Genomic DNA, 26,547 nt, shown 5'->3' with positions numbered 1-26,547 from the left:
CCTAGCCTTATAGGCTAAGTGCAAACCACCCGTTTGACGGGTGGTTTGTGATTTACAGAATTTGTGTTAGAATTTAAAGCTGCTCATTTCACCGCTAAGTTTTTCAACGCCTTCTGTGTTCTTTGAAACGTGGTCTTTTGCAGTTGAAATTGTGTTGTTTATGTTGTTAAGGCTTTCGTTGATGTTGTCCATTTTTTCGTTTGTTTCAAGAGTTGCCTTGTTCAAGTTTTCCATTTCAATTACAATCTGCTCGCCACCGTGAAGCATTTCGCTTGCTCCGTCTTTTACAGAGTTTGTTGAGTCAGTAATAAGTCCGATTCCTTCAAGAATCTGCTTGTTTCCTTCTGTCTGCTCTGTCATTGCGTTGGAAATAACAGTTTCCTCGTGCTTTACTTTTTGTGAAAGCTGATAGATTACATTGAACTGCTTTAGAACATTTTCTGTGTTGTCTGCAACTGCGGCAATTGATTCAGAAAGCGCCTTGAGGTCTTTTTCAATTGACTTTGACTGAGTGTCTGTTTGTTCCGCAAGTTTTCTGATTTCTTCAGCAACAACAGCGAATCCTTTTCCTGCATCTCCTGCGTGAGCGGCTTCAATTGTTGCGTTCATTGAAAGGAGGCTTGTCTGGCTTGCAATATCCTGAATGATTTTGCTGGCGTCAAGAAGAAGCGTTGATTTTGAAAGAACATCTTTTGACAAGTCGGAAGCTTCCTGAACTTTTTTCATTCCGCTGTCTGCTGCGGCTTCAAGATCCTGCGTAGTTTGATTGTTCTTTTTAAGAATGTTTGTTACGCCGTCAACGTTTGCAACCATTTCTTCAATTGCGGCTGAAGACTGGGTAATTGCAGAAGTCTGGTTTTCAATTTCATTATTCAAATGGCGGATGTGCTGAATAATTTCATTTGCAGTTGCGTTTGCTTCTTCTACTCCGGCAACCTGATTTGTCATTTCTGTTTTTACAGAATTTGCAATGTCTTTTGCATCCAAAAGTTCAGTTACGGAATTGTCAATGTTTTCTGCAAGTTCTTTTGAAACAGTCAGCGTTGAAGAAACATTTGTTTTTATTTCAGAGAAAATTTCTTTTACAGCTTTAAATGCTCTGTTCAAGTTGTTTGTAAGAAGTCCAAATTCATTTCTTGTAATAACTGGAATCGGCTGCATTTGATAATTTTTGTGCGCAAGAGAATAAATGACTTCGTTTACAGCGTCAAGATTTTTTGCAATATCTTTTGTGTTTGTAACAGTTGTAATCGCAATTGCTATAAGTGAAAGAACTTCAATAGGAATAAGAACCGAAAGAAATTCCATTAACTTGTCTTGCTCCATAAGCTTAGGAACAGACATTGAGCCGTTCAAAAGAAGGAATGAACCGATTAAATTCAAAGTTGTCATTAAAATAAGACGCTCTTTGTTTGAAGATGTCATATTTGTCTTGTCAAAAGGAAGATAATGCATTTTTCTTTCAAGGAAAGAATTGTACATTGTATAGAAAGCAATGCTGTAAAGGCAGATTAATCCAAGGTAAATCAGCGTTAAAGAAAGATATGATTCCTGATTTTCAAATGCTGAAAAACTAAGTCCGCGCGCACTGATAGAATTTGCGATTGTAGAAGGAACAAATATAGAAAGAAAAATGTTGTAGCCAACGATTATTTTTCTTGATAAGGAAATATAATTATTGCAGGATTTTTTTGATTGCTCAGTTCCGTCATAAGATCTTAATTTTTTTTCAAGAATATTTGTATAAGCAATTGGAAGTATAATAGCTAAAAGATGGCTGAAAATGCAAAATGGATAAGTTAAAGCAATAAAAACTTCGTGAGGTGTGAGAATACCAGTCATAATCATGTAGATTGGACCGATTATAAAAGGCACGGTAGAAACGCAGAGAAGACATATCAGCGTTGCCGGGCTGCTGTCCTCTGGAATAACGATTTTTTGAACAGAATCTTCAGAACTCATGTTGTTTTTCCTCCTATTTTGAAAAACTGTAAAGTTCTAACTCCCTCCCTATTTGTACAGTTTTTCGGCTAGGAATTCAATATATTCTGTTTTTTTTGTTTTATTAGTTCTTATTTAAAAATCCCTTTAAAGAACTTGCTCCTTTTTCAAGTGCGTTGTTAATTTTTTCGTTTTCTGGAATTGAAATTCCTGCGTCTTTTAAAGCTTTTTCTGCTGTGGCTTTTGTTTTGTCTTCAAGCTGCTTTTGAAGTTCGGCTTTCTTTTTTTCAAGAAGCGAATTCAACTTGTCCATATTTACGCTTTGGCGGTTTATTCCGTTTTCAATGTTCACGAACTCTGAAATTTTTTCTGTTACTCCGCCAGTTTTTTCGTTCAGCTTTGCGGCAATTTCTTTTTTGGCTTCTGAAACAAGATTTGAAATTTCTGCGTCTGCGGTTTTCTTTAATGCTTTTATGAATTTTTTATCAAGGTCGGAATCAACTGAAATGCTGAATTTCTTTTCGCCGTTGAAAATTGCAGTTGCTTCCATATCAAGATCTTTTATGTTTGAAAGCGCGGTTTTGTAAAGATTGTATGCGAATTTCGGCTCAAAACTTTCAGAAGAAAATGAAATGTTTTCCAAGTTGAATTTTGCCTTGAGTGTTATGCTTCCGTCATCGCCCATCGTTCCTTTTGCAGTTACATCAGTGCTTGAATTTAGTCCAAGGTAAGGCGTTGAAAATTTGATTGGGAAATTGTCCCCGGAATAATCTGCGCTGACCAAAGGATTTTTTGTTTCCGTTCTTGTGTCTACAATTACATTCGCCTTGTGAGTCTGCTTTTTTGTGGAATAGCTTCCGTTGAGTAAAGCGGGAGAACCACGTTTGTCCATATCGTTTGTGATGTCAGTTCCTTTTGCGTCAAGATTCAGTCCGCTGAAACTTATTTTTTCAATTAAGAATTTTGGGATTCTGTCCTGCTTCCAGTAAACATCAGTTCCTTTTGTTCTTGCAATCGTCTGCTTTTTTTCTTTCTTTTCTTTTTTAGGTTTTTCTGATTTTGAAGAAGATGCTTTTGCCTGAAGAGCGTAATCTGCGGCTTGCTTTATATATGGATAATAATCGCCTGCCATTGAATAGAAAACGCTGTCCAATGTGTTGCCCAAAATCTTTTTTCCGTCTGAAATTTTAAACGAAGTGATTTTTGAAAGCTGCTTGTTTATGAGCGCATTGTCCGAAGCGATTGCGTCTTTTACTTGTGAAGAAAGCGCGTTTATTTTTTTTGAATCAGATTTTACATCATTTGCTGTTGACTGAATATTTTTTGTAAGCGATTTGCTTTTTTCCATTGCGCTGGTTACATTTTCGATTGCCTGTTTTAGCTTTGCAACGTCGTCAATGTTTCCCCAGTTTGTATCAAGAACTGAACGGACGCTTTGGTCAAGGTCTTTTACTTGAGATTCAAGTTCTTCCGGCTTGTTTTTCCACTTTGAAACAAGGGCTTCAGCTTCTGCCTGAACTTGTTTTGCGGTTTCTGGAGATTTTAAATTTCCTTCAAGCTCATTTATTATGTTCTGCGGATTGTATTCTGCAAAAACTTCTTGTATTGAATTCTTTACGGCGTTAAGAGCCTCATTCTTTTTTTCTGAAAAATCAAATGAATTTTCGGACTTTTGTTTTTGCTCTTTCTGCTTTTTTTCTTTTTTAGGAAGCTCGCCGGAAGTTTTTCTTTCTGTGTTTACTGCGAATCCTGAAAGCTCAATATTTTCAGCGTCGAATTTTCCGCGCAAGGCTTGTGTCAAATTAAATTTGATTTCGATTTTGTCAGCTTGAAACAAATTTTTCATTGGTGAATTTTTGTTTGTCTGCTGAAGATTTTTTATAGTTACGCTTGCTCCGATCAGTTCAACATTTACAGAAGAAATTTCGGTTTTTGCGCCAAAAGCAGTTTGCATTGCGCCGGTTATAGCTTTTTTTGCAATTACGTTTTTGAACGTGATGAAGAGAAGAACTGCGGCTGCGATTATTCCGATTGTTGCGGCAAAAGGAACAAGTTTAAATGAAGCTTTTTGTCTTTTGATTTCTTTTGCAATTGCCTTGAATTTTTTCAGCTGCCGTTTTGAAATTTGCTTGTCGCGTGGAACAAAAAGTTTTCCTTGCTTTTTTGGATGCGGCGCAAAAATTGATTTTATCAGCTCAAGGTCAGCAGGAATAAAAATTTTCTTGTAAATTTTATTTTCAATTTTTTTTGGCGAATAAGTTTTCTTAAATATTCCAGGAAGTTTTCTTGCTGAAACAAGTTTTTCTTTTTTGACTTTGTTTTTTTTCATAAAGCGTCATCCTGTGTAATAAGGCTTGTGATTTTTTCAGCAAATGGAAGTTTTGCGATGGCTTTTGCAAGTGGTGTGCGTGCGAAAATTGAAGAAACATATTTGCGCCAAAGTTTTACAAATGCGATTCCGAATATAAAACATGGAATATAAATAAGAAGAGAAAATACAAAAGAACCCATTACAATTGTGTTGTTGAATTTTGTGAATCCGACGAACGGAATGTCAATCAGCGTGGAAAAAGTTTTAGTTAAAGGCGCGTAGTTCAAGATATAAAATCCGATTGAATCGAATTTGGAATCCAACAGCCAGGCAAACTGGGAAGCCACAATCATTGCTACAAAATAAAGTCCTTTGTTTATTCGCACAAAGCAGAAAAAAATAAAAATTAAAAACCACAATGCGTTGTTTTTGGGAATAAATCCAAGCATGATTCCAAGGCAGAGCGCGTTTGCAAGTTCTGATGGCTTTGAATTTGAATTGAGTGCTTTAAAGAATTTTATGATTTTTTTAAGCATTTCCTCTCCTAGATTGAAAAGTTTTATAAATCCTGAAAGGGTTGCTGTTCAGATATGGAGTATATCGGACTCGAACCGACCACCTATTGATTGCGAACCAATCGCTCTACCAGATGAGCTAATACCCCGAATGCAGAAAAACTGCTTGTTTTGTATTTTATCTAAGTTTATCTTTTGTTTCAAGTGGAAATTTTTGTTTTAACTTCTATAAAATCTAAAAAAATATTAAAATGTCTTGTATGAAAAAAATTGCTTGTTTGTTTTTTAGTCTGTTTGTTTGCGTGTTTTTTTGCTTTCCGCAGAAAATTGGAGTTTTAAAAGGTCCAAGCGGAATTCCTTCAGCGTATTTAATGGAAAATTTTTCTGATAATGCGGAATATGAAGTTTTTTCCGGCGCGAATTTTCTTTTGCCAAAACTTATAAAAGGCGAAGTTGAAATTGGATTTCTTCCGCCGAATGTCGCTGCGAAAGTTTACAACGTAAATAAAGGCGCGGTTGTAATGGCGGCTGTCTGCGGAAATGGAATGGTAAGTCTTGTAACAAAAGATTCTTCTATTAAGAAGCTCAAAGATTTAAAAGGAAAGGAAATTTTTGTTGCGGGCCAGGGAGCGACTCCAGATTTTATGTTCCGCTACATTTTAAAGCAGAACAAAATAAAATTTGACGGAACAAAAAACAGCGTTCAGCTTTCTTATTCAGTTCCAAATGCTGAGCTTGCGCCTTCTTTGATTCTTGGAAAAATTCAGTATGCGGTTGTTCCTGAGCCGTTTGCAACTGTTGCCTGTGAAAAAGATAAAAATATTTTAAGAGCGGTTGATTTTCAGAAGGAATTTTTTGAGCTTTCTGGAATTGAAAATTTTCCTATGACGGTTATTGCCGTGAATGCGAAGTTTGCAAAATCAAATCCTGAAAAAGTAAAAAAGTTTCTTGAAGAATATAAAAACGCTTCAGAATGGACTTTAAAAAATCCAAAGGAAGCAGGTTTGCTTGTAGAAAAATTTCAGCTTGGATTAAATGCGCAAATTGTAGAAAAGGCAATTCCAAAATGCGCCTTTGTTTTTGAAACAGGAAATCAGGCAAAAAACGGAATTGAAAAACTGCTTTCTGTGTTTATGGAATTTGAGCCGGCTTCTGTTGGCGGAAAACTTCCTGACGGCGAATTTTACTTTGAATAAAAAAAAAGTTTTTGCTTTTTCTGTTGCGTTTCTCTTTTTAGTTTGGAAATTTTTTTCACTGGCGATAGATTCACCTTTGATTCTTCCTTCTCCTGAATCTGTCGCTGCGGATTTTTTTTCTCTCGCTTCAGAAAAAGTTTTTCTTAAATCTTTAGCTTTTACTTTTTTTAGAGTTTTCTGCGCATTTTTTATTTCGTCTTTTCTAGGAATTTTATTTGGCTTTTTATGCACGAAATTTTCCGTCTTGAAAATTCTTTTTGAAATTCCGCTTGCGTTTGTCCGCTCGGTTCCGCTTGTTTCTGTAATTTTGATTGTTCTTTTTTGGCTTGGCTCTGATTCTGTGCCGGTTTTTGCTGCGGTGCTTTTGTCTTTTCCTATTGTTTTTACATCGGCTTTTTCGGGGTTTTCGTTTGAAAATAAAAAAATGGAAAGCGTCTGTAAAATTTTTAAAATTACAGAAATGCAGAAATTTTTATTTTTGAAAATTCCTTACGCTCAGAAATTTTTAAAAGATGCAATGAAAAATTCCTGCGGAATGATTTGGAAAGCAGTTGCCGCCGCGGAAGTTCTTTCTGTTCCAAAATTCGCGCTTGGAAGCCAGCTTCAGAATTTTCAGGTTGTTCTTGAAATTTCAAAAGTTTTTGCCGTTACAATTTTTATTGTTTTGCTTGGATTTTTAAGTGAAAAAATTCTTTTGCTTTTCTTTTTTACCTTAAAAAAATTTTATAAGAATTTTATAAATTTTTATTTTCAGTCTGATTTTTTTAAACTGCCTCATCTTTCCTTAGAAAAAGAATTTTCCGTGGAACTAAAGAATTTTTGCGTTGAATACGACGGAAAATTTGTTTTTAAGAATTATTCAGAAACTTTTGAGCAGAAAAAAATAACTTCAATTGTCGCGCCAAGCGGAAGCGGAAAAACAACATTGCTTGATTTTGTGTCTGCAAATTTTTCTTCTGTTTCGTATTCAATGCAGACTCCGAATTTATTTTTGTGCCTTAGTGTTTTTCAAAATGTGCAGCTTCCGCTTTTAAATATTTTTGGAAGAAAAAAATCATTTGAAATAACGCAGAATATTTTAAACAGTTTTGGGTTGAATGGAAAAGAAGAATCTTCCGTTGAAAAAATTTCAGGCGGAGAAAGGCAGCGTGTTTCTCTTGCGCGCGCAGTTGTTTTTCCAAGCGGAATTCTTTTGCTTGATGAATCGTTTCAGTTTTTGGATTTTTCAGTAAAAAAGAAGTGCATTGAATTTATTTTAGAGCGTCAAAAAGAAAATCCTCGGACTGTAATCTTTGCCGCAAACGAAATAAAAGAAGCAGTTTCGCTTTCAGATAAAATAATTTTTTATTCTTCATCTCCAATGCTTCCTTTAAAATCTTTTTTAGTTTCTGCGGAAGACAAAAAAAATCCGGCTGTGCTTGAAAAAGAAATTCTTGCATTGCTTTTAAGTTTTTAAAAATATTCCTTTTATTTTTTCTGAATGATATAATTTTGATATGCAAAATATTTTTTTTGATACTAGAATTCTTGATAAAAAATCACGTGAAAAATTTTCTTTGACAGAAGAGATTATGATAGAAAATGCGGCGCAGGGACTTGAATCTTGCGTTATGCCTCATGTTTTCCATGAAAGCGCGCGCTACATAAACCGTCCTTGCGTTTTGATTCTTGCAGGCCGTGGAAATAACGGAGCTGACGGATACGCTCTTGCACGCAGGCTTTCTTGCCATGATTTTTGTGTGGCGGTTTGCTGCATTGGCGAGCCTTCCTCTGAAATTGCAAAGGTTCAAAAAAAACGCGCTGAGCTTCTTGGAGTTTCTTTTATTTCGCCTTATGATTTGGATTCTTTTGCGGAAGAAAAAAGCTTTGACATTAGCGTTGTCGTTGACTGCATTTATGGCAGCGGATTTCACTTGCCGTTGGACGCGGAGTCAGAAGCAGTTATCCAGAGTGCAAATAAAATAGAAGCCTTTAAAATTTCGTGCGATGTTCCAAGCGGACTTGATTCAGCAGGAAATGGAAAAACTGTTTTTTGTGCTGACGAAACTGTTGCGATGGGAGCTTTGAAGCTAAGTTTGTTCAGCGACAAGGCAAAAGATTTCTGCGGAAAAATAAAAGTTTGCAATCTTGGAATAAGCAGAAATAATTTTGAGTTCCTTGATTCTCCTGACGCTTTTTTGCTTGAAAAAGAAGAAATGAAACTTCCGTTTAGAAAAATGCAAAATGTCCACAAAGGAACATTTGGGCACGTTGCGGTTGCTGCTGGTGAAAAAACTGGAGCTGCAAAAATTGCCGCAAATGCCGCTTTTTCTTTTGGAGCTGGATTAGCTACTCTTGTTGGAACAGAAGATTCCGGCTTTATGAATATTATGGCTTCCTTGGAGCTTCCTGAAAACACAACGGCTCTTGTGCTCGGCTGCGGATTCGGAAGAGAAAATTCCAGCTTTCAAAAATATTTTGACTTTTTAAAAGAAAACAAAAACATTCCGTGTGTTCTTGACGCTGACATTTTTTACTACAAGGAAATTTTAAATCTTTTAACGGAGCGAGGAAATTTTGTTTTAACTCCGCATCCAAAAGAATTTTCTGTTCTGCTTGAAAACTGCTCTCTTGGAAAATTTTCAGTTCAGGAAACTGTTGAAAAAAGAATTGAGCTTATAAAACTTTTCTGCGGAAAATTCAAGGATTCAGTTCTTGTTTTAAAAGGCGCGGTTGTTGCAATTGGAATGTGGTCAAAGAATGAAGGACGCGCAAAAATTTATCTAAATCCTTATGGGAAAAATTCCCTTGCAAAAGGCGGAACTGGAGATGTTCTTGCTGGCCTTATTGCTTCACTTCTTGCGCAAGGATATGATTGTGCGAATGCGGCTGTAACAGCATCTTTGGCGCACAGTTTTGCTTCGGAAAAAGTGAAGAACAGCTTTGCCCTTACACCGCAGCTTTTAATCGAAAAAATTTCAGAGCTTTAATTTTTTAGAGGTAAAAATGAAATACGCGTTTCAGTTTGCACTTATAATTTCAATTTCTTTTATCGGGGAAATTCTCAACAAGCTTATTCCCCTGCCCGTTCCCGCCAGCATTTACGGACTTGTTATTTTGTTTTTATGTCTGGAGCTAAAAATCATAAAGCTTCATCAGGTAAAGGAAGCTGGAGATTTTCTTCTTGTTATGATGCCCGTGATGTTTGTTCCGTCCAGCGTTGGTTTTATGACGGCGTTTCCGGTTATGAAAAAATACGGCTTATGCTTTGTGGTGATTGCAGTTGTTACAACTTTTTGCGTCATGGTTATTACAGGACATATCGTTCAGCTTATAATCCGCGCAAAAAACAAAAAGGCTTTAAAGGAAAAATAGCAATGAAAGATTTTTTTATGAACTCTGTTTATTTTGGGATATTTTTGACTTTGGTTTCCTATGCGCTTGGAATTGTAATCAGCAAGAAGACAAAATTCTTTTTGTTCAGTCCGCTTATTGTTTCGATTGTCCTTTGCATTGTTTTTCTTGTAGCCGCAAAAATTCCTTACGAGTCTTATGCTGCCGGCGCGGACTTTATTGCCTGCCTTCTTACTCCTGCGACAGTCTGCCTTGCGATTCCCTTGTACGAGCAAGTTGAAAAGCTCAAGGAAAACTGGCTTGCCGTTCTGTGCGGAATTTTCTGCGGAGTTGTGGTCAATTTGGTTCTGATTTTTCTTTTCTGCCTTCTGTTTAAAATGGAGCACACGGAATATGTTTCGATTCTGGGCAAGTCGATTACAACTGCGATTGCGCTTGGAATAACAGAAGAACTGAACGGAATTATTCCTGTAATTGTTGTGATGGTTGTTCTTACAGGAAACCTCGGAAATCTTTTTGCTGTCCAAGTCTGCAAGATTTTCAAGATAACGGAGCCTGTGGCGAAAGGAGTTGCAATAGGAACTGCTTCCCATGCTCTTGGAACTTCCAAGGCGATTGAAATTGGCGAAGTTGAAGGAGCAATGAGCGGACTTTCCATAGGAATTGCAGGAATTCTAACCGTAATTCTTGCCCCGGTCTTTGCAGGCCTTATTCCTTGAAGTTTTGCAATGATACGGAACAAATTCTTCTGGAATTTGCATAAATATACAGGAATAAACTGTATTTTCCAAGAATATTGTATATTCCTGAAGAATTTGTATAAATATTGAAGAATATAAGGTGTTCCAGACTTTTTATGCATATTCTTCAGGAAAATTCCATATTCTTGAGTTTTTTGACGAATTCCATCTGGAAAATACAATATTCCTGAAGTTTTTAAAGAATTCCAGATGAAAATTAAATATTTTAGAAGAATTCCTTTTCTGCTTTTATAAAATTCTTTGATGTGATATAAATTCTGTAAGATTGAATATTGAATTTTGATGTCATTATCGGGCCTTGACCCGATAATCCGTTGAAAAATTTCAGTAGATTGCCGTGTCAAGCACGGCAATGACAAATAAATGGCTTTAAGGAAGTTTTATGACACCGCAGGAAGTTATCGACAAGGCTAGAAAAATCGTAATAAAAATCGGAAGCAACACGCTTGCAAAGAACGACGGAACAATCAACGTGGACTTTATGCAAACTTTTGCCTCGGAGTGCGCGTCTTTGATTTCAAGAGGAAAGCAAGTCATTGTGGTTTCTTCTGGAGCGCAGGTTGCAGGTCTTTCCACGATAAGCGGCTGGGCGCATAAGGGAGACATTCACTACAGGCAGGCTTTGTGCGCGATTGGCCAGGTTGAGCTTATGGACAAGTGGCGTGAAGCGTTCGGCAAGCAGAATCTTCATGCGGCTCAGCTTCTTCTTACAAAAGAGGACTTTATGGATTCCCACCGCACTTTGAATATAAGGAATACTTTGTTCACGCTTGTTGACGAGGGCGTTGTTCCGGTTATAAATGAAAATGACTCTGTTGCCACTGACGAGTTTTGCATTGGAGACAACGACAATCTTAGCGCGCTTACTGCTGTTCTTTGGAGCGCGGACTTGCTGATTCTTTTTAGCGACATCGACGGAATCTACACGGACAATCCTAAGACGAATGAAAACGCTGTTCTTGTTGAAACTGTTGAAAATATCAATGAGCTTAAAAATCAGATTACAATCAGCGGAAAAAGCTCTTTTGGAACAGGCGGCATTTCCACAAAAATTGAAGCGGCAAAAAAAACTACGGCTTCTGGAATTCCGCTTATACTTGCGAACGGAAAAAAAGAAAAGGCTTTGGAAAAGCTTTGCAGCGGAGAACTGAAGGCGACTGTTTTTACAGCTGATGAAAACGCTTTGTTCAATGCGATAATGGGAGGCAGCAAATGAAAATCGGATTCATTGGAATGGGAAACATGGCGAAGGCGATTGCGTCCGGCTTTATATCTTCAAAAAAAATTCAAAAAGAAAATATTTTTGCCTTTGCTCCGAATCAGGAAAAGCTTAAAAAAAACGCTGATGAAATTGGATTTGTTCCGTGCGAAAGTCTTTTTGCTTTGTCGGATTCCTGCGATGTTTTTATAATGGCGTGCAAGCCTTACCAGATAGAAGGCGTTCTTTCAGAAATCAAGGAAAGGCTTTTTGGAAAAGTTTTGGTTTCTATTGCGGCTGGCTGGAGCTATGAAAAATTCCATGGAATCCTTGGGGACGATGTGCGTGTTCAGTGCATAATGCCGAATACTCCTGCGATGGTTGGAGAAGGCGTAATGCTTTTTGAAAAGGAAAATTCTTTAAATGCAGGTGAGCTTAAGGAAATAAAAGACTTGTTTTCTTCGCTTGGAATTATAGAAGAGCTTCCTGCAAGCCTTATGGGAATTGGAGGCGCAATAAGCGGATGCGGTCCGGCGTTTATGGATTTGATAATTGAATCCTATGCAGATGCCGCTGTTAAATACGGAATCTCAAGGCAGACGGCTTATAAAATTGTTTCACAGACAATGCTTGGCAGCGCGAAGCTTCAGCTAAAAACAGAAGCTCACCCTGGAATTTTAAAAGATGCGGTTTGTTCTCCGGGCGGAACTACAATCCGTGGCGTGGATTCTCTTGAAAAAAACGGTCTGCGTGGAATTTGCATTTCTAGCATTGACGCTATAATGAAAAAATAAATTTATTTGTAGTAAAGCATTTCGTATTTTGCAAACGCTGAAAAGCCGGCTTTCTTGTATGCGCAGATTGCCGGTTTGTTTTTTTTGTTTACGAATAAGACTGATTTTTTATTTTCAGTTTGAAATTCTTCAGCAAGTTTTTTTACAAGGCAAGAAGCTAAGCCTTTTGAGCGGAATTCTTTTTTTGTAAAGACTCCACCAATCTGAATAAAGTTTTTTGAAATTGCGTTTGTCTGGGCTTTTGCGCAAAATGAGTTTTTTTGTTTGACTGCAAGAACTTTCTGTGTGCGGAGAATTTTCTCAAGCTTAAGCCTTTCTAGCGCAAGATTTATTTTTTTCCATTCAGGTAGAACTTCTTCCTGCGTGTAAGAAATGTGCAGAGGAAAAAGTTTTTCGGCGTCTTGCAAAGAGCATTCTGCAATTTCCAAATTTTGCACGGAATTTTCTTTGCTTTGTTTGTATTCCATAAAGAACATTTGCCTTATGTCGTCCGGCTGAATTTTTTTCAGCTTGAAAAGCAGTTTTCTGATTTTTTCTGTTTCGTTTTTTTCTCCCATTATGCAGGAAATTTTCTTTTCACAAAAAAAGTTGCAAAGTTCTTTTTCAATTTCTTTTGTGAGCCTTGGAATAAAACTTGTAAGAGTTCCGCCTTCTGAAAAATTAAAAACGCCCAAAATTTCAGTTTCAAAAATGACATAAAGCTCTTTGCTTTTTTGCATTGCCATTTGCATAAGCTGAATGCATATTTTTTCATGCGGCAAAAGAAAATTTTCTGCTTTAAGAAAGAGCTCTTCGTTTTCTGCGGCTTGGATAATTTTCAGCATTTTTAATTTGTAATGTCCTTGAGCCATTTTCCAGATTTAAGGCGTAAAAGTCCTGCGAATGTTTTAAGAAATCCTTCTGAAAGCAAGCATAAGTAAATAAAGTTTGGCGGCAGATGGAAAACAAAAGCTGCAATGTAGCCTGCTGGAATTGCAACGCACCACATCCAGAAAATGTCGTGGAATGCGGCATATTTTGTGTCTCCTCCGGCGCGGCAAAATCCTACAATAAAAAACATACAGAACGCATTGAACGGATAAAAGCAAATCAGTTCTGTGAGCATTTTTTTTGCCTGCAAAAGAATTGAAGAGTCTACATTAAAAATGTACGGAAGCATTGATGAAAGAGGATAAAGGAAAAGTCCGATTAAAGCTGCGCAAGAAGGAAGAAACCACGCGAATCTGTAAGTGTAAAGTTTTGCTTCTTCAAAATTTCCAGCACCGATTTTTTTTCCAAGGATTATTCCGGCTGCGTTTCCTGTTCCTATAAAGAAGACCCAGGTCAGCTGAGAGATTGTTCCGGTTATATTGAATGCGGCGATTGCGTCCGTTCCCGTATGCGCGAAAATTGAATTCTGAAATGTTATTCCCATTCCCCAGGCGGTTTCATTTAGAAGCACAGGCAACGCTACTGAAATATATTTTAAAACAAATTTCTTGTTGAAAGAAAAGTAGTTTTTAAAAGGTCCCAGAATTTCAAATTTTTTTGCAGAAGAATATATCAAAAGAACAGAAGTTCCTGCTGCTCTTGAAATTACTGTTCCGATTGCGGCTCCGGCAACTCCCATTGGCGCGATTGTGAAAAATTCAGTTTTTAATCCGAATATAAAAATGTAATTGAAAACTGCATTCAGGATAATTGAAATTGTTGTGCATATCATCGGAAGATACGCATGGTTTGTGCTTTTAAATGCGAATTCAAACGGAAAACTTATTGCAAGAAAAATATAGCTTATTGCAACATATCTTAAATATTTTGCGCCATACAAAATTACAACCGGATCTTTTGAATAAAGGCTGATTAAAAATTCCGGAATAAACAAAGCCGCTATTGTAAAAACAATGGAAACAAAAATTGAAAATCCGAGCATTATTCCGAGCGTTTTTTGAATTCCTTTTATGTCGTTTTTTCCCCAGAACTGCGAAATAAAAATTGCGCCGCCTGAAGATGTTCCAAAAAGAATCATATTCAGTATAAAGTAAATTTGATTTCCAAGTCCTACTGATGCGATTTCTGCGGCTCCAAGCTGTCCAACCATGATTGTGTCCAGCATATTTACAAAAACTTGCATTAGGTTTTGAAGAGTGATTGGAAGCGCAAGTGAAAAAAGTGTTTTATAAAATCCAGGAAGATGTGTTCTTATTAAAGCTGTATTTTTTTCTGACATAAATTCTATTCTATAAAAAATAAAAGATTGTGTCATTACTGCCGATAATTTAAACATGAAGAAAATTTTTTTGTCAGCAATATTTTTTTTGTTTTTTCAGAATGTTTTTTGTCAGAATGTGCTTTTAAAATACAATGGAAGCGGAAGCTATGTTTATATTGAGCGCACCGATGTAAGACGCTACGACAATGGAAAATATACAGGACTGGTTAGCCGGGAAGTCCGCTCTTTTATTGCTCCGACTTCTGTTCCTTCCGGCGGAAAAATTTCAGACAGATATTATGACGGAAGTTTTTTTATAGACGAAGCCACAAAGCGGAATTCACGAGAAGTGAATCTTGGCATAAATGGTGCTGTTCCTTCAAGCTTTAAAATTTCTTCGGATGGAATTCTGACAATGCTTGTTGACAACGGCTATCCGTCTTTTAGAAGTTTTCCGGCTTTTACAAATCAGCGCATAAGCATTGGAGACAAATGGCAGGCAAAAGCTGAGCGTGTTGTTGATCCGCTTAACAAAGGAATTTTTACAAAGCTTCCGATTTTAGTTGAATACACTTATCTTAAGGATGAACTTTTTCACGGAGAGGAAGTTTATGTTTTTAGCGCGCAATGGGCAACTCGCTATGGAATTTCCTACTGGGATTTTGCAGGCGACAAGGATTTAAAATCAGCGCAAGGAAGCCACAAGGCGACAATGTATGTGAGCAAAAAAAGCGGGAATGCTCTTGTTGTCCGCGATATGGTTGACGAAACTTTTATTTACAATGACGGCAACATCTATTCGTTTAAAGGCTCGATTTCAATGTTCACGGAATATCCGCCGGCTTACGACAAAAACAAGCTTATTCCGGCGTTGCAGCGTGTAGCTTCTGTTTCGGAAAAAGAGATTAAAGAAATTCTTGAAAAACCTGTTAATGAAAGCAGCTGGATTGAAAATGAAAAAAAATCTAGCGGTTCAATTGAAAAAAATGATTTTGAATCTGGCGCGAATTCAAGAAGAAATAATTCTTATGCTGAAAAGAAAATTGCAAAAAATGAAAATCAAACTTATGGAGCAAAAAATCATCCTCAGAAAAAAAAGGATTCTGCGGATGAGATTCAGTCGAAAATTTCAGCAGGAAAAAATTCTTCTTCAAATTCAAAGTCAGAAAAAAAAGTCATTGTAGAAAACACTGCGGCAGGAATCCGTCTTACAATGCAGAATTTGAATTTTAAGCCGGACAGCGCGGAACTTTTGCCTGGAGAAAACGAGCGGCTGGATCAAATTGCGCAGGTTCTAAAAGAAGTTCCCGATCAGATGTTCCTTGTGGAAGGACATACGGCAAGCGTTGGCTATGAAAAGGGCGAAATGAAGCTTTCTGTTGAGCGCGCAAATTCTGTTGCAAACGCTTTGATTCAAAGAGGAATTCCGCGTGAAAAATTTATCTGCAAAGGCTCGGGCGGAACAAAACCGATTGCGGACAATTCAACGCAGGAAGGAAAAGCTAAAAACCGCCGTGTAGAAATTACGATTTTGGAATAGAAGCTATGATAAAAATCCTTTTTGTTTGCCACGGAAATATCTGCCGTTCTCCAATGGCTGAATTTATAATGAAATTTCTTGTAAAAAAAGCCGGGCTTGAAAACAATTTTTTAATTGAATCAAAAGCTACAAGCACGGAAGAAATTGGAAATCCGCCGCATCCTGGAACTTTGAAAAAACTTGCGCAGCAGGGAATTCCGGTTTTTCCGCATAAAGCTGTTCAAATGAAAAAGTCTGATGCTGAAAAATACGACTTTATAATTGGAATGGACAGTTTTAACTTAAAAAATATTCAGCGTATTTTGGGAAGCAGTTTTAATAAAAATATTTTTCTTTTGCTTGATTTTACTTTGCGTCCCGGAAATATTGCCGATCCTTGGTATACAGGAAATTTTGATGCAACTTTTAACGATATTTGGGAAGGATGCAGTTGTTTTTTACAGAAGTTAACTAACGGAAGTTTGGAAACTGAATGAAATTCCGTCTTAAAACTATCATTAGTTAATTAAAATAACGATAGTCATTTTTTGTATCGATTTTAAAATTTATATTAGGATATTTTTATGACATTGCAACAGCTTCATTACATTATAGGCGTTTCAGAATCTGGCTCTTTTAACAAGGCGGCGGAAAATCTTTATGTTTCTCAGCCTTCTCTTACATCGGCAATAAAAGAAGTCGAAAAGGAATTCAGCATTTCAATTTTCAACCGTTCAAGCAAAGGAATTTCTTTGACTCAAGACGGAAAGGAATTTATTCAGTATGCCCGTCAGATTTATGCGCAGTATGAAAATCTTTTGGAAAAGTTCGGGGAAGGATTTCAGCGCAAGAAAAAATTCAGCGTGTCATGCCAGCATTATTCTTTTGCCACAAAATCTTTTGTTGAGCTTGTAAAAAAATTCGGAACTTCAGAATATGAGTTTTCAATTTTTGAAACAAAAACGCTTGATGTAATTGAAAATGTTGCAACTCAAAAAAGTGAAATCGGAATTCTTTATATGAGCGATTTCAACAGAAAGGCAATCAAGAAGATTTTAAATGCAAACGATCTTGTTTTTGAAAAGCTTATTGACTGCAAGGCTTATGTTTATCTTTGGAAAAATCATCCGCTGGCAAAAAAAACTTCAATTTCTCTTGATGAGCTAAAAGATTATCCGTGCCTTTCTTTTGATCAGGGCGGAAACAGTTCGTTTTATTTTGCAGAGGAAATTCTCACGGAAAATGAATATCCAAAAACAATCAAGACAAGCGACCGCGCCACAAATTTAAATCTTATGGTTGGCTTGAACGGTTATACTCTTTGCTCTGGAATAATTTGCGAAGAGCTGAACAGCTCTGATTTTGTTGCAGTTCCTTTTAAATCTGACAAGGAAAATCCAAACAGTGTAATGGAAATCGGATATATTCTAAAGAAAAATATAATTCTTTCAAAAACGGGCGAAGAATATATTGAGCAGCTAAAGTCTTATTTGAAGGCGTAAGTTGTTATAAAAAAAATCTATATCTCCGAATAAAAATTTAATATTATTCATGCCTTTTGAAATTTGCTATTCTTTTCTCAGAAAATAAAACTTTGCTTGGAGGAAAATATGAGTTACAAATTCGAAACGCTTCAACTTCACGTAGGACAGGAAAACGCTGACCCGGCTACAGATTCTAGGGCTGTTCCAATTTATCAGACAACGAGCTATGTATTTCATAATTCACAGCATGCGGCGGATCGCTTTGGTTTAAAAGACGCAGGAAATATTTACGGACGCTTGACGAATTCAACGCAAGATGTTCTTGAAAAAAGAATTGCGGCTCTTGAAGGCGGAGTTGCTTCTCTTGCGGTTTCTTCCGGCGCGACTTCTATAACTTATGCGATTCAGGCTTTGGCAAAACAAGGCGAGCATATCGTTGCGCAAAAAACAATTTACGGTGGAAGCTACAATTTGCTTGCGCACACTTTGCCGCTTTACGGAATAACAACAACTTTTGTTGATGCCCACAATCTTTCTGAGCTTGAAAATGCGATTCAGCCTAACACAAAGGCTGTTTATATTGAAACTTTGGGAAATCCGAATTCTGACATTCCAGACATTGACGCTATTGCAGAAATTGCGCACAAGCACGGACTTCCGCTTGTGATTGACAACACGTTTGGAACTCCGTATTTGATTCGTCCGATTGAACATGGCGCTGACATTGTTGTGCATTCTGCGACAAAATTTATAGGCGGACACGGAACAACTCTCGGCGGAATTATAGTTGATTCTGGAAATTTTGACTGGGAAAAATCCGGCCGCTATCCGTGGATTTCAGAACCAAACCCAAGCTATCATGGAGTTTCATTTACCAAAGCTGCCGGAAAAGCCGCATTCGCAACTTATATCCGCGCGATCTTGCTGCGTGATACAGGAGCTGCGATTTCTCCGTTCAACGCTTTCCTTCTTCTTCAGGGCGTGGAAACTTTGTCGCTTAGAATTGAACGCCATGTTGAAAACACAAAGAAAGTTGTTGAGTATTTGAGAAACAATCCGCTTGTTGAAAAAGTGAATCATCCTTCATTGCCGGATCACCCTGACCACGCGCTTTATGAAAAGTATTTTCCGAATGGCGGTGCCAGCATTTTTACTTTCAATATTAAAGGCGGAAAAGAAGAAGCTTGGAAATTTATTGACAGCTTAAAGATTTTCAGTTTGCTTGCCAATGTTGCGGATGTAAAATCGCTTGTCATTCATCCGGCTTCAACAACTCATAGCCAGCTTTCTGATGCGGAACTTGCAGACCAAGGAATCGCCCAGAATACAATCCGTCTTTCCATTGGAACAGAACATATTGATGACATAATTGCTGACTTGGAAAATGGGTTCAATGCATTAAAATAATTTTCTTTGATTAAAGTTCCCCGGTTTTCTTTATGTAGATTTCCGGGGATTTTTTTGCGAAAAATGCAATTTAGCTGGTATTATTAAAATTTAATAAAACTGAATATTTATATCATACCAGATTTTTGCTAATTTTTTTTATAAATAAATTATGCGAGGAAAAATATGGAATCAGGAAAACAGTATGAATTGAATAAAAATCTTGCCCAGATGCTTAAGGGCGGCGTAATTATGGATGTTACAACTCCAGAACAGGCAAAGATTGCAGAAGAAGCAGGAGCGTGCGCGGTAATGGCTCTTGAGCGGATTCCGGCGGACATAAGAGCTGCTGGCGGCGTTTCCAGAATGAGCGATCCAAAAATGATAAAAGGAATTCAGGAAGCGGTTTCAATTCCTGTAATGGCAAAGTGCCGCATCGGGCATTTTGTGGAAGCACAGATTTTGGAAGCAATTGAAATTGACTATATAGATGAAAGTGAAGTTCTTTCTCCAGCTGATGATGTTTATCATATCAACAAAAAGAATTTTAAAGTTCCGTTTGTATGCGGCGCAAAAGATTTGGGCGAAGCATTAAGAAGAATCAGTGAAGGCGCGTCAATGATTAGAACAAAAGGCGAACCGGGAACAGGAGATATAATTCAGGCTGTCCGCCACATGAGAAAAATGAATTCAGAAATTTCAAGAATTGTTTCTATGCGTGAGGATGAGCTTTATGAAGAAGCAAAAAGCCTTCAGGTTTCCTATGAGCTTGTAAAGTTTGTGCATGAAAACAAAAAGCTACCTGTTGTGAATTTTGCGGCTGGCGGTGTTGCAACTCCTGCTGATGCGGCTCTTATGATGCAGCTTGGCGCGGAAGGAGTTTTTGTAGGCTCTGGAATTTTCAAATCAGGGAATCCAAAGAAAAGAGCGGCTTCAATTGTAAAAGCTGTTACAAATTTCAATGATGCAAAACTGATTGCCCAGCTTTCAGAAGATTTGGGTGAAGCTATGGTTGGAATCAATGAAAGTGAAATCGCCATTCTTATGGCAGAGCGCGGAAAATGAGAGCGGCAGTTCTTGCGCTTCAAGGCGCGTTTTTAGAGCACGAGAAAATTCTTGAGTCTTTAGGCGTGCCTTGCTTTGAGCTTAGAAAAAAATCAGACTTGGAAAAAGATTTTGATGCTCTTGTTCTTCCGGGCGGAGAAAGCACTGTGCAGGGAAAACTTTTGCGTGAGCTTGAAATGTTTGAGCCTTTAAAGCAGCGCATTGAGTCCGGAATAAAAGTTCTTGCAACTTGCGCAGGCCTTATTCTGCTTGCCGAAAAAATTGAAAATGATCCGCGTGTCCATTTTGGAACAATGCCGGTTTGTGTAAAAAGAAATGCTTACGGCCGCCAGCTTGGAAGTTTTTTTACAGAAGAAACATTTGGAAATCTTGGAAAAATTCCGATGACTTTTATCCGTGCGCCTTATATCGAAACTGCTCGGGAAGATGTTGAAATTCTTTCAAAAGTCGATGGAAAAATTGTTGCCGCAAAATTTAAAAACCAAACTGCGCTTAGCTTTCATCCAGAGCTTAACAGCGATAAAAGGCTTTACGAGTGGTGGATTCAAAGCTGAAAATTTTTAAACTAGCGGCGCGAATATTCTGAAAATTCTTCCAAGCATTTTTACAATCAGCGGAAGTTTTTTGTAGTCGTCCAAAGTCATTTCTTTGCACGAAAGTTTTGTAAGCTCAATGTCGCGCTGAATTTTTTCTATAACGGATTTATTGTAAATAAGAAGTCCGTCTTCAAAGTGATGGAAAAGGCTTCTGTAGTCAAGATTTATTGATCCTACAGTCGCTATTTTTCCGTCGCTTGTAAAAAGCTTTGAATGTATAAATCCCGGCAAATAAAGATAAACATGAACTCCATTTTCAACAAGCGTCTTTAAAAAAGTTTTTCCAATGCAGAATGTCAAAAAATGGTCAGGCTTGGAAGGAACAATAAGCGAAACATTTATTCCTCTGCTTGCCGCAAAAATCAGCGCGCTTTTAAGCTGGTTGTCGATTATAATGTACGGAGTTGTTATGCAGACATTTTTTGTTGCCTTTGACAGAATGTAGAGGCAGATATTTTCCGCAATGTCTTTTTCGTTGTAAGCGTTGTCGGCATAAGGAATTAAAAGACCTTCGATGCAAGAATTTTCTTGTGCTGTCGGAAAAAACTTTTCGTAATTTTTATTCAGTTTCTTTTCTGGAAATTTTGCAAGATTCCACATTTGCAGAAAAAGCGCGGTATAAGTTTTTGTCGCGTTTCCTCTGATTTTTACTGCTGAATCTTTCCAGTACGAAAATTTGTTCTGCCCAAAGTTAAAATACTCGTTTGCAAGATTTAATCCGCCTGTGTAGGAAATTTTTCCGTCAATCACTGCAATTTTTCTGTGGTCGCGGTTGTTTTGCTGCAAGTTAAAAACTGGAGTCAGCGGCATATAAATTTTTGACTTTATTCCAAGGCTTGTCAAATATTTATGGTAAACTTTTGTGGACGCAAGCACAGAGCCTATTCCGTCGTAAAGAACTCTGGCTTCTACGCCTTCACTGACTTTTTGCTTTAGGACTTCAAGTATCTTCTGCCACGAATCATCAGGCGTTATTATAAAAAATTCCAGAAAAATAAATTCTTTCGCATTTTTAAGTTCCTGCATAAAATCCGGAAAAAAATCTTCCCCGCATGAAAAATATTCAACATCAGAATCTGTGTATGCAGGAAATTTGCCGCTCTCGTAAAGATAAAATGCAAGGTCGGAAATTTCAGGAAATGCTGATTTTGTTTCCGCAGACTTTGGAACAAATTTCCAAGTTTGAATTTCGCTTTGTTCAATTTTATTTTTGAGCCTTGAGTTCCGTGTTGCCATTTTTGTATAGACATAAAGTGAAATTCCGAACAACGGAAAAATCATTGTAGGAAAAAGCCATGCGATTTTGAACTCGTTCTTTCCATCGCAGTTTGAAAGATAAGCCATAAAAAGAAAGCCTAACGCCAAGTTTACTCCGGCAAAATAAAAGAAGTAAGGAGAAAATTTTATTATGAAAAACAGATACATGCAAATCTGCATTGCAAGCAGCAAAAAGCAGAAAACTACGCGGCTGTAAATAAAACGCTTAAAAAGCTTTAGTTTTTTCTTCATATAATAAATTTATTCAAACCGCATTTTATTTTCAACAGAATTTAATGGAAATTATTTTTTGAAAAAAACTCATAAAAATTCCTCAAAGTACTTGACAAATCCCGAGGGGGGTACAATAGGCGTTGCTGAATTTTTTTTCAGCGGAATCTATTTTTTAAGGAGTGAACTTATGAGAAAGTTTGCTAAAATTTCAGCTGTATTGGCAGCTATGGTTCTTGCGCTTGCATTTGCAGGTTGCAATTCTAGCAGTGATGACGATGATGGTTCTGTAAAATATGCTGAGTCTTACATCGAATTTACTAGCGACACAACTGCAAAATGCTACGAATATTTTGACCAGGAAGATGTTGATGATGAAGCTGCTCCTTCTGTTGGATATTTCTTAGATACTGAAGTTAATTTTAAAACTAACGGAAATACATTGACTGTAACAGACGGCAAATTTTATTACTATGAAAAAGGTGATTGGCCTTATGACAAGATTGAAGATATTGTTGATGAAGGCACAGACTGGTCATTGACTTACACAATTTCTGGCTCGGAATTGACTGAGGTATTTAAGTGCACAAAGAAAGGCGAATCTGGAACTGATACAACTAAGTATACAAAAGTTACTAAAAAGCCAACAGAACCATATAGAAAGTAGTTTCAATTTCGAGTTTTAAATTTTATTGTCATTATCAGGCTCCAGGTAAAATATCTGGAGCTCTTTTTTTGTTAAAGGAATCTGCTTCTAAAAAAGTTAAAACTGCATTTCAAAATTTAGTTGCGTTGAACAAACAGCGGTTTTGCTATAAAATATGCGAATGTTTCGTATCTATGTTGAAAGAAAGGCCGGTTTTCAGAATGAAGCGGCGCGGATTTTTTCCGAGATTACAGGTTTTTTAGGAATTGGTGGAGTTACCGGCGTCCGTTATTTCAACCGGTATGACATAGAAAATGTCGCGGATGAAGTTGCAAAGGCTTCTGCTGTAAGAATTTTTTCTGAGCCTCAAAGCGATTTTGTTATTTACGATTCACTTGAAGTTCCTGCTGATGTTACCCAGATTATATGGGAATATCTTCCGGGGCAGTACGACCAGCGTGCGGATAGCGCAGAGCAGTGCCTTACACTTTTGCGTGAAGGAATGAAGTCTGCCACAAAAGTCGGAACAGAGCCGCCTGCTGTAAGATGCGCAAAGATTGTTTTCCTTGAAGGAAGTGTTTGCGCGGATGACGTTTTAAAAATCCAGAAGTATCTTATAAATCCAGTTGACAGCCGGCTTACAGACAGCTCAAAGCCTGCAACGCTTAAAATGTCTTCTATTACACCGGCTGATATTGCAGTTGTATCTGGATTTATTTCAAAGTCAGAAAGCGAGCTTGATTCATATAGAAAAGAACTTGGTCTTGCCATGGATTTGGCTGATGTTAAATTCATGCAGGATTACTTTAAGTCAATAAACCGCGATCCAACCTTTACAGAAATCCGCGTTTTGGATACTTACTGGTCAGATCATTGCCGCCACACAACCTTCCTTACAGTTCTTGACGATGTAAAAATTGAAGACGGACCTTATGCTTCCGCCTTGAAAAAATCGTTTGATAATTATAAAGCTGTTCGTGCGGATTTGTATGCCGACCGCAAAGACAAGCCTGTTACTTTGATGGACATGGCCTGCATTGGTGCAAAATATCTTCGCAAGCACGGAAAACTTGACGACCTTGAAGTTAGCGCGGAAATAAATGCCTGCTCTGTTTTTATAGATGTTCATTATACAAGCGGCGAACCTGATGAACGCTGGCTTTTGCAGTTTAAAAATGAAACTCACAATCATCCTACAGAGATTGAGCCTTTTGGTGGAGCGGCAACTTGTATTGGTGGCGCAATCCGTGATCCTCTTTCCGGACGTTCCTGGGTTTATCAGGCGATGCGTGTTACTGGAGCCGCCGACCCTACAGTTCCTTTAAGCCAGACGCTTTCTGGAAAACTTCCGCAGATGAAGCTTACACGTGAAGCTGCCCAGGGATTTTCTTCTTACGGAAATCAGATTGGACTTACAACAGGTCAGGTTTCTGAAGTTTATCATCCGGGATATGTTGCTAAGCGCATGGAGCTTGGCGCGGTTATTGCTGCTGCCCCTTGTGATCAGGTTATGCGCGAAGAGCCTGAAACCGGGGATGTTGTAATTCTTCTTGGAGGCGGAACTGGACGCGACGGAATTGGCGGTGCTACAGGCTCTTCAAAAGTTCACGATGTAAAGTCTGTTGCAACTGCCGCTGCTGAAGTTCAAAAAGGCAACGCCGTTGAAGAGCGTAAAATTCAGCGTCTTTTTAGAAATAAAGATGTGTGCCGCATGATTCGCCGTTCAAACGACTTTGGAGCGGGCGGAGTTTCTGTTGCGGTTGGTGAGCTTGCTTCTGGACTTGATATAAACCTTGATGCTGTTCCAAAAAAATATGAAGGTCTTGACGGGACAGAGCTTGCAATTTCAGAAAGCCAGGAAAGAATGGCAGTTGTTGTCCGCAAGGAAGACGCGCAGAAATTCATCTTGGAGTGCAATAAAGAGAATTTGAACGCGGTTGTAGTTGCGGTTGTTACAGATACAAATAAACTTGTAATGAAGTGGCGCGGAAAGACAATTGTAGACATTGACCGCTCTTTCCTTGATACAGCCGGAGCTGAGCATCATGCGGTTGCTTCAATAGAAAGTCCTGCAGAACAGAAAAATTCTCCTTTGGTTCATCCTCTTGAATCAGTTGAAAAAATTCTTCTTGAAGATTCAGAAAATCCGGACATAAAAGAAGCATGGCTTTGCAATATGAACGATTTGGCTTGCTGCAGTCAGCGTGGGCTTGGCGAGCGGTTTGACGGTTCTATTGGCGCAAGTTCTGTTCTTATGCCTTACGGAGGAAAATATCAGGGAACACCGGAAGCTGGAATGGCTGCTAAAATTCCAGTTGTTTCCCCGCACGAAACTTCTACAGTCAGCCTTATGAGCTACGGTTTTGATCCTCGTGTTTCCCAGTGGTCGGCATGGCACGGAGCGCAGGTTGCAGTTCTTTCTAGCTTGGCAAAAATTGCCTGCATAGGTGGAAAAACCGACACTTGCCGTCTTACATTCCAGGAATTTTTTGGGCGCGCTGTAACAGAAAAAACTTGGGGGTATCCTGCAGCCGCATTGCTTGGTTCTATTGATGCCCAGCTTGCAATGGGAACTGGCTCAATCGGCGGAAAAGACTCAATGTCTGGAACTTTTGAAAATCTTAACGTTCCGCACACATTGGTTTCTTTTGCCGTGAATGTTGACGATGTAAAAAATGTTGTGAGCGGCTCTTTCAAAAAAGCGGGAAGCAAAGTTTTCCTTGTGAGCGTTCCATATTCTGCTGAGCTTGTTCCGGATTTTGAAGTGTTCAAGAAAAACACTGCCGCGCTTTACAAGTTTAATAGCCAGAAAAAAATAAATGCGATGTACCCGGTTTGCGCCGGCGGAATTGCAGAAGGATTGAGCAAAATGTCGCTTGGAAATAAAATCGGAGTTTCCTTGGACACAATTCCTTTAAGCTGCACAGCCGCCTCTGGAATAAAAGAAGCCGACGTTAGCGATTTGTTTACTCCACTTTATGGTTCAATTTTAGTTGAGTCGGATTTTGACCTTGACTTGGAAAAAGATTTTATTGAAGGAACAGTTTCTAAAATTGGAGAAACTATTTGCGAGCCTAGCATTGAACTTGAAGATGTAAAAATTTCTCTTGATGAAATTGAATCTGCCTGGGAATCAAAGCTTGAAAAAGTTTTTCCTCCAGTTTCTGGCGCAGAGCTTCAGCCACCATTGCCTTCTTTTGCATTGAAAGAGCATGAGTCGCTTGAAGAAACTAGAAAAAAATCTTCTACGTTTGATTATTCAGCCGGAAAAACAAAGCCAAAAGTTGTGATTCCTGTTTTCCCTGGAACAAACTGCGAATACGACATGGCGCGTGCGTTTAACTTGAATGGCGGCGAAACAAAAATTGTTGTGTTCCGCAATAGAACTCCAAAAGACTTGGCAGAATCCTTGGATTTGTTCAAGGCGGAGATTGACGAGGCGCAGATTCTTGCTTTTGCAGGCGGATTCAGCGCAGGAGATGAGCCGGACGGTTCAGGAAAATACATTGCCAATGTAATCCGCGAGCACAGAATTGCAGACAGCATAATGGAGCTGCTAAAAAAACGCGATGGCCTTGTGCTTGGAATTTGCAACGGTTTCCAGGCGCTTATAAAAACAGGGCTTGTTCCTTATGGCGAAATAAAAGAACCTTCCGCAGATATGCCTACACTTACTTACAATAGAATCGGACGGCATATAAGCAGAGTTGTTCGCACAAGAATGGTCAGCGCAAAAAGTCCCTGGGCGCAGGATTCCAGTATTTTGAATTCAAAGATTCACCTTATTCCTGTAAGCCATGGAGAAGGACGCATTGTAATCACTGAAGAGCTTGCGGAAAAACTTTTTGCAAACGGACAGGTCTTTACTCAGTATGTTGACGAAAATGGAATTCCTTCAATAATAGAGCCGGACAATCCTAACGGAAGCCTTTTTGCAATCGAAGGTCTTACAAGTCCGGACGGTCGTGTTCTTGGAAAAATGGGACATAACGAGCGCACAATGGGCACAGATAAAGGCGGCTCAAGCATTGACCTTATAAAAAATATTGCAGGAATGGATTCAAACGAAAGTTCTTGCCAAAATATTTTTGCGGCTGGAATAAGATATTTTAACTAATTTAAT

At 38.2% G+C, this 26,547-nt stretch carries 21 protein-coding genes and 1 tRNA gene; 15 read left to right on the top strand and 7 right to left on the bottom strand.

Annotated features, from left to right (window positions below; all coding sequences use genetic code 11):
• Positions 1–66: 66 nt before the first annotated feature.
• From Q0N70_RS09120 to Q0N70_RS09105, 4 genes are all read right to left on the bottom strand, one after another.
• Positions 67–1,962: a methyl-accepting chemotaxis protein gene (locus tag Q0N70_RS09120; RefSeq protein WP_294016003.1), complete on the bottom strand. Its 1,896-nt coding sequence runs from the start codon at positions 1,960–1,962 to the stop codon at positions 67–69.
• Between the two features lie 103 nt (positions 1,963–2,065).
• Positions 2,066–4,270 (bottom strand): TIGR03545 family protein, encoded by a 2,205-nt coding sequence (locus Q0N70_RS09115; RefSeq protein ID WP_294016001.1) that lies wholly within the window; start codon positions 4,268–4,270, stop codon positions 2,066–2,068.
• The gene (locus tag Q0N70_RS09110) at positions 4,267–4,788 is read right to left on the bottom strand and encodes a TIGR03546 family protein (protein WP_294015999.1); all 522 of its coding nucleotides are present in this window, start codon (positions 4,786–4,788) and stop codon (positions 4,267–4,269) included. Before Q0N70_RS09110 ends, Q0N70_RS09115 begins: the two co-directional genes overlap by 4 nt.
• Positions 4,789–4,843: 55 nt before the next feature.
• Positions 4,844–4,916: transfer RNA gene (locus Q0N70_RS09105), tRNA-Ala, on the bottom strand.
• 111 nt (positions 4,917–5,027) lie between these two features.
• Between Q0N70_RS09105 and Q0N70_RS09100 the strand changes: the two genes are divergently transcribed.
• The 7 genes from Q0N70_RS09100 (at position 5,028) to proC (ending at position 12,049) form a co-directional block, all read left to right on the top strand.
• Positions 5,028–5,963, top strand: coding sequence for an ABC transporter substrate-binding protein (locus tag Q0N70_RS09100; RefSeq protein WP_294015997.1), 936 nt, complete (start codon positions 5,028–5,030; stop codon positions 5,961–5,963).
• The gene (locus Q0N70_RS09095) at positions 5,956–7,419 is read left to right on the top strand and encodes an ATP-binding cassette domain-containing protein (protein WP_294015995.1); all 1,464 of its coding nucleotides are present in this window, start codon (positions 5,956–5,958) and stop codon (positions 7,417–7,419) included. The genes Q0N70_RS09100 and Q0N70_RS09095 overlap by 8 nt, the downstream gene beginning before the upstream one ends.
• Positions 7,420–7,459: 40 nt before the next feature.
• The gene (locus tag Q0N70_RS09090; RefSeq protein ID WP_294015993.1) at positions 7,460–8,932 is read left to right on the top strand and encodes an NAD(P)H-hydrate epimerase; all 1,473 of its coding nucleotides are present in this window, start codon (positions 7,460–7,462) and stop codon (positions 8,930–8,932) included.
• 16 nt (positions 8,933–8,948) lie between these two features.
• Positions 8,949–9,317, top strand: coding sequence for a CidA/LrgA family protein (locus Q0N70_RS09085; RefSeq protein WP_277299785.1), 369 nt, complete (start codon positions 8,949–8,951; stop codon positions 9,315–9,317).
• A gap of 2 nt (positions 9,318–9,319) precedes the next feature.
• Positions 9,320–10,015 carry an LrgB family protein gene (locus Q0N70_RS09080; protein ID WP_277299786.1) on the top strand — a complete coding sequence of 232 codons (696 nt, stop codon included), beginning with the start codon at positions 9,320–9,322 and terminating at the stop codon, positions 10,013–10,015.
• A 424-nt stretch (positions 10,016–10,439) separates the two neighbouring features.
• A complete protein-coding gene (proB, locus tag Q0N70_RS09075; protein WP_294015989.1) occupies positions 10,440–11,273 on the top strand; it encodes a glutamate 5-kinase in 834 nt (277 codons plus the stop codon).
• Positions 11,270–12,049 carry a pyrroline-5-carboxylate reductase gene (gene proC, locus Q0N70_RS09070; protein WP_294015987.1) on the top strand — a complete coding sequence of 260 codons (780 nt, stop codon included), beginning with the start codon at positions 11,270–11,272 and terminating at the stop codon, positions 12,047–12,049. The genes proB and proC overlap by 4 nt, the downstream gene beginning before the upstream one ends.
• Positions 12,050–12,051: 2 nt before the next feature.
• Here the strand turns inward: proC and Q0N70_RS09065 are convergent, their stop codons facing one another.
• Together Q0N70_RS09065 and Q0N70_RS09060 are read right to left on the bottom strand one after the other, a co-directional pair.
• Positions 12,052–12,873 carry a GNAT family N-acetyltransferase gene (locus tag Q0N70_RS09065; RefSeq protein WP_294015985.1) on the bottom strand — a complete coding sequence of 274 codons (822 nt, stop codon included), beginning with the start codon at positions 12,871–12,873 and terminating at the stop codon, positions 12,052–12,054.
• Between the two features lie 2 nt (positions 12,874–12,875).
• Positions 12,876–14,258 (bottom strand): MATE family efflux transporter, encoded by a 1,383-nt coding sequence (locus tag Q0N70_RS09060; protein ID WP_294015983.1) that lies wholly within the window; start codon positions 14,256–14,258, stop codon positions 12,876–12,878.
• Positions 14,259–14,313: 55 nt separating this feature from the next.
• On the opposite strand from Q0N70_RS09060, the gene Q0N70_RS09055 reads away from it, so the two are divergent.
• The 6 genes from Q0N70_RS09055 (at position 14,314) to pdxT (ending at position 20,248) form a co-directional block, all read left to right on the top strand.
• Positions 14,314–15,780 (top strand): OmpA family protein, encoded by a 1,467-nt coding sequence (locus Q0N70_RS09055; protein ID WP_273466106.1) that lies wholly within the window; start codon positions 14,314–14,316, stop codon positions 15,778–15,780.
• Between the two features lie 5 nt (positions 15,781–15,785).
• Entirely contained in the window at positions 15,786–16,256 is a 471-nt protein-coding gene (locus tag Q0N70_RS09050; protein ID WP_277299967.1) for a low molecular weight protein-tyrosine-phosphatase, read from the top strand.
• An 87-nt stretch (positions 16,257–16,343) separates the two neighbouring features.
• Positions 16,344–17,261 carry a LysR family transcriptional regulator gene (locus Q0N70_RS09045; protein ID WP_294015978.1) on the top strand — a complete coding sequence of 306 codons (918 nt, stop codon included), beginning with the start codon at positions 16,344–16,346 and terminating at the stop codon, positions 17,259–17,261.
• A gap of 108 nt (positions 17,262–17,369) precedes the next feature.
• On the top strand, positions 17,370–18,650 hold the full coding sequence (locus Q0N70_RS09040) for an O-acetylhomoserine aminocarboxypropyltransferase/cysteine synthase family protein (RefSeq protein ID WP_294015977.1): 1,281 nt from the start codon (positions 17,370–17,372) through the stop codon (positions 18,648–18,650).
• Between the two features lie 165 nt (positions 18,651–18,815).
• Positions 18,816–19,694 carry a pyridoxal 5'-phosphate synthase lyase subunit PdxS gene (gene pdxS / locus Q0N70_RS09035; RefSeq protein ID WP_294015976.1) on the top strand — a complete coding sequence of 293 codons (879 nt, stop codon included), beginning with the start codon at positions 18,816–18,818 and terminating at the stop codon, positions 19,692–19,694.
• Positions 19,691–20,248 carry a pyridoxal 5'-phosphate synthase glutaminase subunit PdxT gene (pdxT, locus tag Q0N70_RS09030; protein ID WP_294015974.1) on the top strand — a complete coding sequence of 186 codons (558 nt, stop codon included), beginning with the start codon at positions 19,691–19,693 and terminating at the stop codon, positions 20,246–20,248. The genes pdxS and pdxT overlap by 4 nt, the downstream gene beginning before the upstream one ends.
• A gap of 6 nt (positions 20,249–20,254) precedes the next feature.
• Here the strand turns inward: pdxT and Q0N70_RS09025 are convergent, their stop codons facing one another.
• Entirely contained in the window at positions 20,255–21,799 is a 1,545-nt protein-coding gene (locus Q0N70_RS09025; RefSeq protein WP_294015972.1) for a phosphatidylserine/phosphatidylglycerophosphate/cardiolipin synthase family protein, read from the bottom strand.
• Between the two features lie 169 nt (positions 21,800–21,968).
• Here Q0N70_RS09025 and Q0N70_RS09020 point away from each other — a divergent pair, with 169 nt between their 5' ends.
• Both Q0N70_RS09020 and Q0N70_RS09015 read left to right on the top strand, forming a co-directional pair.
• Positions 21,969–22,445, top strand: coding sequence for a hypothetical protein (locus tag Q0N70_RS09020; RefSeq protein WP_294015970.1), 477 nt, complete (start codon positions 21,969–21,971; stop codon positions 22,443–22,445).
• A gap of 160 nt (positions 22,446–22,605) precedes the next feature.
• Complete coding sequence (locus tag Q0N70_RS09015) at positions 22,606–26,541, top strand: phosphoribosylformylglycinamidine synthase (RefSeq protein ID WP_294015968.1); 3,936 nt, start codon at positions 22,606–22,608, stop codon at positions 26,539–26,541.
• Positions 26,542–26,547: the final 6 nt, after the last annotated feature.

Origin of the sequence: uncultured Treponema sp., from assembly GCF_945873775.1 — a bacterium.
Taxonomy (GTDB): Bacteria; Spirochaetota; Spirochaetia; order Treponematales; family Treponemataceae; genus Treponema_D.
This window is presented reverse-complemented; position numbering and strand designations above follow the sequence as displayed.